Origin of the sequence: Pseudomonas rhizophila, assembly GCF_003033885.1 — a bacterium.
GTDB classification, from domain to species: Bacteria; Pseudomonadota; Gammaproteobacteria; order Pseudomonadales; family Pseudomonadaceae; genus Aquipseudomonas; species Aquipseudomonas rhizophila.
This window is the reverse complement of sequence record NZ_CP024081.1, coordinates 2,671,699-2,684,318: the sequence shown is the minus strand read 5'-3', so window position 1 is coordinate 2,684,318 and position 12,620 is coordinate 2,671,699. Positions and strand designations below refer to the sequence as shown.

Sequence of the window (12,620 nt, the reverse complement as noted above, 5' to 3'; positions counted from 1 at the left end):
AATCAAAAACACTGCACCGGCAAATCGTAAGTGCGCGTTTCGAAACGCCGGGACGCCGCAGGGCATCACAAAACGCGGCAGTATACCCGAGGGTTTCGTTGTAAAGGGTGATGCTGACAAGAGGTGTCGGGGGTCTTCCGGTTGCCATCAGTCCCTGTGGGAGCGAGCCTGCTCGCGATGACATCGGCCCATTCAACATCAATGCAAGCTGCTCCACCGCTATCGCGAGCAGGCTCGCTCCCACATTTGATCTGTGGGCGAGCGCAAATTTGTGTCCACCCCGGGCATTGGAGAGGCAAATACACCACGCGGCTGGCCTGGGCGCTCAAGAAGGCCTAGAATTCCCGCATTGTTTATTCCCCAAGGTAGCCTGTAATGTCCTTCGCTGAGCAACTGACCCGCCTGCAAGTCTTCCTCGACGCCGATGAGCTGCACGAAGAGGCGCTGGATTACGTGGCCGCTCACGGCTATCTGACCGCCCTGTCCATCTGCTCCGAACAAGTGCCGGAGCGTGAGTGGATCGACGCCCTGTTCGCCGAAGAGCCGCATTACGCCGACGATGCCGAGCGTGAGGTCATCGAAACCACGCTGGTGTTGCTCAAGGCCCACATCGCCCGTCAGTTGGCTTCCGACGAAGAATTCGAATTGCCATGCGAGCTGGACCTGGGCGATGACCCGGACGATTCGGAACTGCGTGGCTGGTGCATCGGTTTCATGGAAGGCGTGTTCCTGCGCGAAGCCGCCTGGTTCGAAACCGCCGAGGAAGAAGTCAGCGAAATGCTGCTGCCGATCATGGTCGGTTCCGGTCTGTTCGACGAGCAACCGGAGTTTTCCGACATCGCCGCCGACGCGAACCTGATGGACGACATGATCGTGCAGATCCCTGAAGCCCTCACCGCCCTGTACCTACTGTGCAACGCCCCGGACGAGAAACCGGCGATCCTCAAGCCGCGCCACCACTGAGCCACCGGGTGCCCGCGCCCATCGGTAACCGCTCGCTGATCCTGCGCTACGTTCTGCTGGCCATTGGCTGGTTGAGCGTGGTGCTGGGGGTCATCGGGATCTTCATTCCCGTATTGCCCACTACCCCTTTCCTGCTGCTGGCCGCGGCCTGCTTCGCACGCAGCTCGCCACGCTTCTATCGCTGGCTGGTGGGCCATCCGCGGCTCGGGCCCTGGATCGCTGATTACCTCAGCGGCAACGGCATCCCACTCAAGGGCAAGGTCTACGCCATCGGCCTGATGTGGGTGAGCATCCTCCTGTCCTGCTACCTGGTGCCCCTGCCGTGGGCGCGGGTGTTCATGCTCACCAGTGCGGTACTGGTGACGGTTTATATCCTCAAGCAAAAAACCCTGCATAAGCCCTGAAGTCGGCGCGAAGCTCCCTCGCCACAGGAGTATGGATGTCCTTCACCCGAAAAGCGTGCATCCCCTCAAAAACACAAAACCCGCCATATCCTATTTGAACATGACGGGTTTTGTTGTTTCAGTTCACCTCACACGGTGTCCACCTTCAACGAGTGATCATTCAACATTCCGTTGATGATGGTCGCCGTATCCGCGCCGGCGATCATGCCGTCCACGCCCGGTGTGACGCCGTAGTAGCTGGCGAGGTTGACGCCGGCCAGGTCGATGGTCTGGTTCGGCGCGGCGCCGGCCGTGGAGCTGACGTCGATGCTGGTCATGACCGACGCACCACTGCCGGTGACGCTGAAGTGCAGGTAATCGTCCAGGGACGCGTTGCTGCCGTTTTCCCCCAGCAACAGTTGCGACAGGTCGAGTTTGTCGAGGCCTGGGGTGAAGTCCGTGACCAGGTCATGGCCGCTGTTGCCCACCTGCCATTGGAAGGTATCAGCGCCGCTGCCTCCGGTCAGGGTGTTGTTGCCCAGGCCGCCGATCAACACGTCATCGCCACCACCGCCATTGAGCACGTCGTCGCCCAGGCCGCCGTTGATGCGGTTGCTGGCACTATCGCCGGTGAGGGTGTCGTTGAAGTTCGAGCCGACCAGGTTTTCGATGCCCGCCAGGGTGTCGATGCCGGCGCCCACGGTGTTTTGCGCGGCTAACAGACCCAGGTTCACCGTAACCCCGGCACTGGCGTGGGCGTAGCTGGCGGTGTCGTTGCCGGTACCACCGTCGAGCAGGTCGTTGCCGGCGCCGCTGTAGAGCAAGTCGTTGCCCGCCTCGCCATGCAAGACGTTGTTGCCCGAACCGGCGCTGAGTATGTCGTTGCCGTCACCCGCGCTGAGGATGTTGTCCCCCTCGCCGGCGATCAGCACGTCGTCTCCGGTCGTGCCCGTCAGGGTGTGGCCTGCCTGATAGCTGATGCCGACCGCTGCGCTGTCGCTGCCACCGTGATTGTCGCTGGCGGTGTAGCTGCCATGGTAATCCGGCGTGCTGTCCTGGGCGCCGGCGTAGTTGACGGTCAAGGTCAGTTGGTAGTTTTCCGCGCCGTTGGGGTTGCCACCACTGCCATTGGCGATGTTGGTGACGTGGATCTGGTAGTTGCCATCGGCCGCCGCGGTGAACGAGGCACCGTCGGTGATCGCGATGAAAGGCCCGCCGTTGAGGGAGTACTCCAGAGCGATCCGTCCGGCCGCCAGGTTGTGGTCCAGGGTGAGGGTTTCCCCCTGCTTGAGGCTGATGTTGAGCCGGTCTTCATCGTTGGTGTTGTGGTTGGACACCATCCCCAGTGCACCGCTGACCACCAGCACCGCGGTCATGGTCGCGGCATTGGCGACAAAAGCGCCGCGGTTGAGGTTGATCGACTGCACGTTGTTACCGGTGAAGCTGACCGTGCCGGTACTGCCGGTGAAGTCTGCGCCCCTGGCAACCCAGCCGGTGTTGAAGCCGGTGGGCGACGCCGTGAGCGGGTCGCCGTTGGCGTCGCTGTCGTTGCCCAGCAGCATTTCTCCCGGGATCACGATGTTGCCCGACAGGACGTTGGTGATGATGTTGTCGTCGACTGCCACGGGCGGGCTGTTGGGGAGAACCTTGACCACCAGGCTGGAACTGGCTAGGTCGCCGTCGTTGTCGCTGATGGTGTAGCCGATGGTCTCGGTGATCAATGTGTTGGTGGCGGTCTGGGAGGTGTAGCTGTACTCGCCGGTGTCGAGATTCACCACCAGCGTGCCGTCGTGGTCGGTGGCGATACTCAGCGTGTTGTTGGCGGTGTTGAAGGTGCCATGGTTGGCCCCGCCGCTGGCGGTCAGCGCACCCTGTCCGGCGTTGGCGGCCGGATCGTAGCTATAGGTGGTGCCATCGACCACCAGGCTTTTGACAAACCCGCCGTCGGCGCCGAACGAGCCGCCCTCGCCCAGCAGGCTGCCAGTGACGGGCACACCCTGCACGGTGCCGGAGAGCACCGAGTTGAGCTGGTTCAGGTCGGTGACCAGCACCGCGTCGGTGTCGGTGTGGGTGCTGCCGTCGTAGGCCAGCGGGTCGAGGTGAGTGTCACTGACCCCGCCGCCCAGGCCGATGGCGTAGTTCTTGATGCCGTTGGCGTCGAGGAATGCTTTCCACGCCGCTTCGTCCGCCGCATCAATCCCCTGGCCCGTCGTGGGCTTGCCGTCGGAGAAGAAGTAGCCAATGTTCTGTGCTCCGGTCAGTTGCCCCGAGGTGACAAACGCGGTCTTGGCCGCCGCTACCGCCGCATCGTAGTTGGTCCCACCGCCCGCTGACAGGCCGGAGAGGAGCGACTTGGCGGTCGCCACGTCCACCCATACGGAAGTCTGGTCGGTGGCGCTGCTGCTGAAGGTCACGAGCTGGACTTTCACATCCCCCAGATCGTCGTATTTATCGAGCAAGGCACTGATGGCCTGTTTCGCCAGGTCCAGCCGCGAGAGCCCCGGTACACCCGAGGGGTCGGCCATGCTCCCGGACACATCGAGCACGATCAACAGGTTCGAGTCGATCTCCACCGCCGTCACCGAACGCTCGGACGCGACGGCCGTGGGCACGTCGTCGACGATGCTCACCACCAGGTTGCCGGTGACACTGTTGCCCAAGGCGTCCGTGGCCTGGTAGGTGAAGCTTTCGCTCAATACATTCGGGCCGTCGTTGGCGTTGGGCGCCGTCGTGGCGGGCGAAGTCAGCGTGTAGGTGTACGAGCCATCGGGGTTGAGCAACAACTGGCCGTAAGCGCCGGTGGCGTTGCCCACCAGACTGAACGTCAGCGCACCACTGGCACCAGTCACCGAACCGACAAGGCTACCGCTGGCGGTTTCGCTGGTGGCGCTCGGCTCGCTGCCGGTGACGGTGCCGGGAGCGAGGTCCTGGCCGTCCTGATTCAGGTCCAGGGCTTTTTCGTAGACGGTGATGTCCTGATCGGTTTCAGCGACTAGGCAGCTGTTGTAGACATCGATGGTGATGGTGGTGGTGCTTTCATCGCCGTCGGCATCGCGCACGGTGTAAGTGAATACGTCGGTGGCGCCCGGCGCGCCGACGGCGTCCGGGTTGCTGTGGTAGACCGCATTGCCATTGGCGTCCAGCGTGAGATAGCCGTAGGTGCCGTTGATCTGGGTGTTGAGGCCACCTGTTGCAGGGTTTGAGGTGTCGTTGCCGGCACGTACGCCGATCACTGCGCCACCGTCGGCGCCGAGCACGTCGTTGTCCAGCACATTGCCATTGACCGTGCCGCCCTCCACCACCGAAGCCAAATCGGCATGGGCGTTGGGCACGTCGTCAACGATGTTGATAACGATGGTGCTGGTGACGGTATTGCCCAGCGAATCGGTGGCTTGATAGGTAAAGCTTTCACTCAGGACATTCGGACCATCGTTGGCCGAAGGTGCGGTGGTGGCTGGCGAGGTCAGGGTGTAGGTGTACGAACCGTCCGGGTTGAGCAGCAACTGGCCGTAGGCACCGGTGGCGTTGCCTACCAGGGCGAAGGTGACGGTGCCGATTGCACCTGTGACCGAGCCGACAAGACTACCGCTGGCGGTTTCGCTGGTAGCGTTCGGCGCGCTGCCGGTGACGGTGCCGGGGGCCAGGTCCTGGCCGTCCTGGTTCAGGTCCAGGGCTTTTTCGTAGACGGTGATGTCCTGATCGGTTTCAGCGACTAGGCAGCTGTTGTAGACATCGATGGTGATGGTGGTGGTGCTTTCATCGCCGTCAGCATCGCGCACGGTGTAAGTAAATACGTCGGTGGCGCCCGGCGCGCCGACGGCGTCCGGGTTGCTGTGGTAGACCGCATTGCCATTGGCGTCCAGCGTGAGATAGCCGTAGGTGCCGTTGATCTGGGTGTTGAGGCCACCTGTTGCAGGGGTTGAAGTGTCGTTGCCGGCACGTACGCCGATCACTGCGCCACCGTCGGCGCCGAGCACGTCGTTGTCCAGCACATTGCCGTTGACCGTGCCGCCCTCCACCACCGAAGCCAAATCGGCATGGGCGTTGGGTACGTCGTCAACAATGTTGATAACGATGGTGCTGGTGACGGTATTGCCCAGCGAATCGGTGGCTTGATAGGTAAAGCTTTCGCTCAGGACATTCGGACCATCGTTGGCCGAAGGTGCGGTGGTGGCTGGCGAGGTCAGGGTGTAGGTGTACGAACCGTCGGGGTTGAGCAGCAGTTGCCCATAGGCACCGGTGGCGTTGCCTACCAGGGCGAAGGTGACGGCGCCGATTGCACCTGTGACCGAGCCGACCAGGCTACCGCTGGCCGTTTCAGTGGTAGCGTTCGGTGCGCTGCCGGTGACGGTGCCGGGAGCCAGGTCCTGACCGTCCTGATTCAGGTCCAGGGCTTTTTCGTAGACGGTGATGTCCTGATCGGTTTCAGCGACGAGGCAGCTGTGGTAGACATCGATGGTGATGGTGGTGGTGCTTTCATCGCCGTCGGCATCGCGCACGGTGTAGGTGAATACGTCAGTGGCACCGGGTGCACTGACGGTGTTCGGGTTGCTGTGGTAAACGGCGTTGCCATTGGCGTCCAGCGTGAGATAGCCGTAGGTGCCGTTGATCTGGGTGTTGAGGCCGCCAACCGCCGAGGTTGAGGTGTCGCTGCCAGCACGCACACCGATCACCGCGCCGCTTGCGGCGGGTCCGTCGGCACCGCCCACATCGTTGTTCAGAACGTTGCCGCTGACCGTCCCGCCTTCGTCCACCGAGGCGGAATCAGCATGGGCGGTGGGCAAATCATCAACGATATTCACGTCCAGATTGCCAGTGGCCGTGGTGCCGTTGTCGTCGGTGACCACGACGGCAAATTGCTCGCTGAGGCTGTTGGCGCCATTGGCGTTTGCGTGGGCTTCGTTGTCCAGCAAGGTGTAGCTGTAACTCACCACACCCGTGGCGGCGTTGAAGCCGGTGATGGTCAGTGTGTTGCCCAAGGCCGTGGTGATGGATTGTGGGAAACCGGCCGCAACACCACCCGTGACGACATTGATGCCACCTACGCTCAGGGTCTGCACACCGTCCAGCGCGATGATGGTGAAGGTGCCGCTTTGGGTCAGCGCTGGAGCGTCCGGGCTGGTGCCGTCGCTGAGGTTTTTCTCCTGAAGGCTCAGCTCACCGCCTTCGGTGTCCAAACCTTCGATGATCACCGGGTCGTCGTTGTTGTGCACCTGCAACACCAGATTGGCGGTGCTGGTATCGCCGTCGGCGTCAGTCAGGGTGTAGGTGAAGGTTTCGCTACCGCTGCCGCCGCCGTGCAGGCCTTTGAAGTCGGCGTCGGCGGTGTTGAGCGTGTAGGTGTAGGAACCGTCAGCGTTGAGAACCAGCGTGCCGTAAGTGCCAGTGAAGGTACCGGGCGTGACCGGGCCGGACGCCACACGATCCGCGCCTTCGGTGTCATTGGTCAGCACGCTGCCCGTCAGGGTCAGGTTGGTTTCCGAGGCGGTGCCGGCGTTGCTGTCGTCCACGGCTTGAGGCACATCATCAACGATATTCACGTCCAGATTGCCGGTGGCCGTGGTGCCGTTGTCGTCGGTGACCACGACGGCAAATTGCTCGCTGAGGCTGTTGGCGCCATTGGCGTTTGCGTGGGCTTCGTTGTCCAGCAAGGTGTAGCTGTAACTCACCACGCCCGTGGCGGCGTTGAAGCCGGTGATGGTCAGTGTGTTGCCCAGGGCCGTGGTGATGGATTGTGGGAAACCGGCCGCAACACCGCCCGTGACGACATTGATGCCGCCCACGCTCAGGGTCTGCACACCGTCCAGCGCGGTGATGGTGAAGGTGCCGCTTTGGGTCAGCGCTGGAGCGTCCGGGCTGGTGCCGTCGCTGAGGTTTTTCTCCTGAAGGTTCAGCTCACCGCCTTCGGTGTCCAGGCCTTCGATGATCACCGGGTCGTCGTTGTTGTGTACCTGTAGCACCAGGTTGGCGGTGCTCGTATCGCCATCGGAGTCGGTCAGGGTGTAGGTGAAGGTTTCAGTGCCACTTCCGCCGCCGTGCAACGCCACGAATTGCGGGTCGCTGGTGTTGAGGGTGTAGGTGTACGTGCCGTTGGGGTTCAGCACCAGGGTGCCGTAGGTGCCGGTGAACGTGCCGCCAATGATCGGCCCGCTGTCAGGACCGGTGGGGATGCGGTCGGCGCCTTGATGATCGTTGGGCAAGACGTTGCCGGTGAGCGTGACAAGACTTTCCGATGCGGTGCTGGCGTGGCTGTCGTCAATCGCCTGGGGTACGTCGTCGGTGATGTTGACGTCCAGGGTCCCCGTGGCGGTGTCGCCATCGCTGTCGACGGCCACGACGGGGAACTGCTCGCTGATGTTGTTGGCCCCGCCCCCGGCGGGATGGCTTTCATTGTCCGTCAGGGTATAGCTGTAGCTGACCACACCGGTCGCGGGGTTGTAACCGGTGATGGTCAACGTGTTGCCCAGCGCCGAGGTGATGGATTGGGGAAAACCTGCGGGCACGCCACCGGTGATCACGGCGATTCCACCGATACTCAGGCTGCTCAGCCCATCGGGCGCGGAAATGGTGAAACTGCCGCTTTGCACCAGCGCGCCGGGATTGCTGGCGGAACCGTCAGACAGGTTCGCCTCATTGGCGGTCAATTCACCGCCATCCACGGTCAAGCCATCAAGGGTAACCGGGTTGTCCGGGGTTTCAGGGTCTACCGGTGGCACGATTGCATCGTCGCCGCCGTCATCCGGATCACCGGCCAGACGCAGGTCTGGAAACTCGGGTATCCCGTTGAACCCGGCGGTGGGAAAACCGATCTGCGGATCGACTTCCCCGCCGACCTCTTCCAGCAACACAAAACTGTGCCCGCCACCCACGCCCCCCGGATTACCGCCCTCGGCGCCTGCAGCCGTCGCCTCGCCGGTCTGGGTCGGGTCAGCGCCGGCGGCGATGGCTTGTTGCAGTTTTTGCACATCGGTCAGTTGCGCATCGCTGGGTGTGGTGGCCTCAGGCGTATCGCTAGCAGAGGCCTGGTTGGCGAGCAATTGTGGGCTCAGCGTCAGGTCACTTCCGCGGCCCAGGGTCAACTCCTTGCCGTTTTGCAACTGCACAGCCACCGCCCCTTCGGCCCCGGTAATCAGGTGCTCGCCGGCATAGAGCCGATCACCTTCAACCAGAGGTCGCCGCAGACCGCCGACGGCTTCTGCGAAAACCTGTCCTACCACCTTGCTGACGGTACCGATGAGCGCTGCCATGTGCATTCCTCCGTTGCCAACCGCAGTCGGCACCTGTCTGGGTGAAGAATTGGTGCTCGGGTTGGCAGCCAGGGAATCTGGAAAATCTGCCAGCTTTCGGGGACGTAAAAGGCGCTAGCTATTCGCCACAATGACAAAAAACCGTCACTTAAAATCACCTTTCAAGTCGTCCTTTTCGGCACCTCTTCACATCGCTTCAAAATGATTATGGAACTTTATTGACGCCCAAAATCCGTCAGGACCCGCAGATTCAAAGGCTTTCGCTTTGAACAATGTGCCGCTTTTTTCCAAGCACATAAGTTTTTTTTGGCATAAGTCTTATGAGAAATTCTTCTTAGGTTTTGCGCAGGATGTTCTTAGCTGTGTTGTTACAAGCTTGAAACGGTTTTGATCTTAAATACGTCAATATTTTGGCGACAGCGAAGCACAACAGACCTTAGGAGATGCACCCCATGCGCGTTCTTTCCCCCCTCTGCAGCGCGGTTTTGCTGGCCATGGCCTGCTCTTCTTCAGCGCAGGCCATGTCGTTGACCGAAGCGATCCAGAGCACCATTGCTACTCACCCGGAACTGGCGCAACGGGTCGATAGCCGTCTGTCGGCCAATGAAGACGTCAAGGTCGCCAGAGGGGGGTTCTTCCCGTCGGTGGACCTTAATGCCGGCTACGGGCGCGGCTACAGCGACAACACCAACACCCGGGCGCTGGGCAATCACCACACCAATATCCTGACTTACACCCAGTCGGAGCTGCGCCTGCGGCAGATGCTGTTTGACGGGTTCAACACTGCCAATGAAGTGGAACGCACCAAAGGCGTGGTCAATTCCCGGGCCTACTACGCCCAAGGCACCGCCCAGGACCTGGCGCTGCGCACCATCGAGGTTTACCTGGAAGTGCTCAAGCGTCGCGAGCTGGTGACCCTGGCCAAGAACAACCTGCAGGCTCACCTGCGCGTCAACGACCAGATCGGCCTGCGCACCGAGCGTGGCGTGGGCAGTACCGCCGACTCCGATCAGTCCAATGCTCGCCGGGCCCTGGCGGAAAACAACTACGACACCGCCCAGGTCGACCTGGCCGACGCCGAGGCTAACTTCTACAGCGTGGTCGGACGCATGCCCGATGAGCTGGAAACACCGCCCTCGACCAAAGGCGAGATGCCCGCTGACCTGCGCCAAGCCCAGCAAAGCATGGTGGACAACAACCCGTACCTGAAATCGGCCCAGGCCGACGTGCAGTCCGCCGAAAGCCAGTATGAAGTGGCCAAGTCGCCGTTCTATCCGCGGTTCGACGCCGAGGCGGCGGTGGGCGCCAATAACAACCTCGGCGGCGAAGAAGGCCACGACAACAACTGGCGGGTCGGCGTGGTGATGAACTACAACCTGTTCCGCGGCGGCAGCGACAAGGCCCGGTTGGCGTCCAATGCCCACCAGATCAACCAGGCCATGGACATCCGCAACAACGCCCTGCGCCAGCTCAACGAAGACACCCGCCTGGCCTGGAACGCGATGCTCAACGCCCGCAAGCAGACCCCCACCGCCCGGGAATACGCCGAAACCACTTCCCGCGTACGCGCCGCCTATCAGGATCAGTTCGGTCTCGGCCAGCGGACCCTGCTCGATGTGCTCGACAGCGAAAACGAGCTGTACAACGCCAACCGTCGCTACACCGAAGTGCGCTACACCGAGGAATACTCGATGTATCGGGTATTGGCGAACATGGGCCAGCTGTTGAGCAAACAGCGGGTGGTGCTGCCGGCCGACGCGGTCGCTCAAACAGAAGTCAAAAACGAAGCGCGGCTGCCAGAACTGAAGTAGCCCCCCAAAAAAATGGGAGCGATCAATGTGACCAGCATGGAACCCGCAACCCTCAGCACCGATCCGCGGCTGAATGTCGATGATCCCTTGCTTGACGGTCTGTTGATCCTCTGCAAACTCCATGGCGCGACAGTCAGCCGCGCCAGCCTTGGCGCCGGGCTTCCAATGGCGCACCAACGTCTGAGCCTGGACCTGCTGCCGCGCGCAGCGGCCCGGGCCAATTTGCAGGCGCGCTTGCTGCGCCGAGAGCTGGCCGATATTTCGCCACTCAACCTGCCGGTGATGCTGATTCTGGCCGGTGGTCGTTGCGCCGTGTTGCGGCGCTGGAGCGAGGACGGCCAGGCGCTGATCCTGCCCAGCGAAGCCGATGGCGGCGAGCAGTGGGTCAGCCGCGACGAACTGAGCGCCGTCTACAGCGGCCAGGCTTTGTTCGCCCGGCCGCGCCATGAACTCGAAGACCTGCGTGCACCCTTGGTTCCACGGGTCGAGGCCTGGTTTCGTGACACCTTGAAACTGTCGCGCTGGCTGTACAGCGACGCGATCCTGGCAAGTTTGCTGATCAACCTGCTGGGGCTGATGGTGCCGCTGTTCGTCATGCAGACCTACGACCGCGTGGTGCCAAACCAAGCCACATCGACGTTGTGGGTGCTGGCCGTGGGGCTGTTGATCGGCACGGGTTTCGAACTGGTTTTGCGCGTGGTGCGCGCCCATCTGCTGGACACCGCCGGCAAGAAAACCGACGTGATCCTCTCCGCGACCCTGTTCGAACGCATCACCGGCATGGCGATGAAGGCCAAACCGGTGACCATCGGCGGGTTCGCCCAAAGCATCCATGACTTCCAGGGTCTGCGCGAATTCCTGACCGCTGTCACCCTCACCAGCCTGATCGACCTGCCCTTCGCCGTGCTGATGCTGGTGGTGATCGGGTTGCTGAGTGGCTGGCTGGTGGTGATTCCGGTGGTGGCTTTTCCGCTCACCATTATTTTCGCCATGATCATCCAGGCACGCCTGCGTGACACCGTGCAGAAAAGCCTGGCCCTGGGCGCCCAGCGCCAGGCATTGCTGATTGAAACCCTCGGCGGCCTGGAAACCCTCAAGGCTTGCAGCGCCGAAAGCGAGCGCCAGTATCAGTGGGAAAGCACCCATGGCGCCCTCACCCGCCTGGACAGCCACGCCCGCAGCCTCTCGGCGCTGGCCACCAACGGTACGCTGTTCCTGCAACAACTGGCCGGCATGGCGACCATCGTCGCCGGGGTCTACAGCATCATCGCCGGTAACCTCAGCGTCGGCGCGCTGGTGGCGACCTACATGCTCGGCAGCCGGGTGCTGGCGCCGCTGGGGCAGATCGCCGGGCTGATCACCCGCTACCAGCAGGCACAGCTGACCATGCGCAGCACCGATGCGCTGATGGCGCTGCCCCAGGAGCGCGATGCCAAACAACGGCCGCTGGATCGCACCCAATTGCAGGGCGCGCTGGACGTCAGCGGCGTGACCTTCCATTACAACGGCCAGAACGCCCCGGCGCTGGCGAATGTGAGTTTCAGCCTCAAGCCCGGCGAACGGGTCGGGATCATCGGTCGCAGTGGCTCGGGCAAGAGCACCCTGGCGCGCCTGGTGATGGGATTTTATGAGCCCCAGGAAGGCCAGTTGCTGCTCGATGGGCTCGACCTTCGGCAACTGGACGTGGCGGACCTGCGCCAGCAGATCGGCTATGTCGCCCATGACCTGCCGCTGCTGGCCGGCAGCCTGCGGGACAACCTCACCCTCGGCGCCCGCTACATCAGCGATGCACGCATGCTGGAAGTGGCGGAACTGACCGGCGTTACCGAACTGGCCCGCCAGCATCCCCAGGGCTTCGACCGCCCGGTGGGCGAGCGCGGGCAGTTGCTCTCCGGTGGGCAACGCCAGGCCGTGCTACTGGCCCGAGCCCTATTGCTCGACCCGCCGATCCTGCTGCTGGACGAACCCACCAGCGCCATGGACAACAGCAGCGAAGACGTGTTGCGGCAAAAGCTCCATACCCATGTGCAGGGCAAGACGGTGCTGCTGGTGACCCACCGCACGTCGATGCTCAGCCTGGTGGATCGGCTGGTGGTGCTGGACAACGGCCGGATTGTGGCCGATGGGCCGAAGGAAGCGGTGATCGATGCACTGCGTAAAGGACGGGTGGGGTCTGCGGCGGTATAGAAACAACACCGCAACCTGTGGGAGCAAGG

General features: G+C 62.4%; 5 protein-coding genes. 4 read left to right on the top strand and 1 reads right to left on the bottom strand.

Annotated elements, in window-relative coordinates; genetic code table 11:
- Nucleotides 1–375 precede the first annotated feature (375 nt).
- Nucleotides 376–963 (top strand): UPF0149 family protein, encoded by a 588-nt coding sequence (locus tag CRX69_RS12650; protein ID WP_047226200.1) that lies wholly within the window; start codon nucleotides 376–378, stop codon nucleotides 961–963.
- A gap of 8 nt (nucleotides 964–971) precedes the next feature.
- Nucleotides 972–1,367: a YbaN family protein gene (locus tag CRX69_RS12645; RefSeq protein WP_107322111.1), complete on the top strand. Its 396-nt coding sequence runs from the start codon at nucleotides 972–974 to the stop codon at nucleotides 1,365–1,367.
- A gap of 128 nt (nucleotides 1,368–1,495) precedes the next feature.
- Here CRX69_RS12645 and CRX69_RS12640 read toward each other — a convergent pair whose 3' ends face one another.
- Nucleotides 1,496–8,593, bottom strand: coding sequence for a retention module-containing protein (locus CRX69_RS12640; RefSeq protein WP_107322110.1), 7,098 nt, complete (start codon nucleotides 8,591–8,593; stop codon nucleotides 1,496–1,498).
- Between the two features lie 452 nt (nucleotides 8,594–9,045).
- On the opposite strand from CRX69_RS12640, the gene CRX69_RS12635 reads away from it, so the two are divergent.
- Together CRX69_RS12635 and CRX69_RS12630 are read left to right on the top strand one after the other, a co-directional pair.
- Nucleotides 9,046–10,404 (top strand): TolC family outer membrane protein, encoded by a 1,359-nt coding sequence (locus CRX69_RS12635; RefSeq protein WP_107322109.1) that lies wholly within the window; start codon nucleotides 9,046–9,048, stop codon nucleotides 10,402–10,404.
- A 27-nt stretch (nucleotides 10,405–10,431) separates the two neighbouring features.
- Complete coding sequence (locus CRX69_RS12630) at nucleotides 10,432–12,591, top strand: type I secretion system permease/ATPase (protein ID WP_107323257.1); 2,160 nt, start codon at nucleotides 10,432–10,434, stop codon at nucleotides 12,589–12,591.
- Nucleotides 12,592–12,620: the final 29 nt, after the last annotated feature.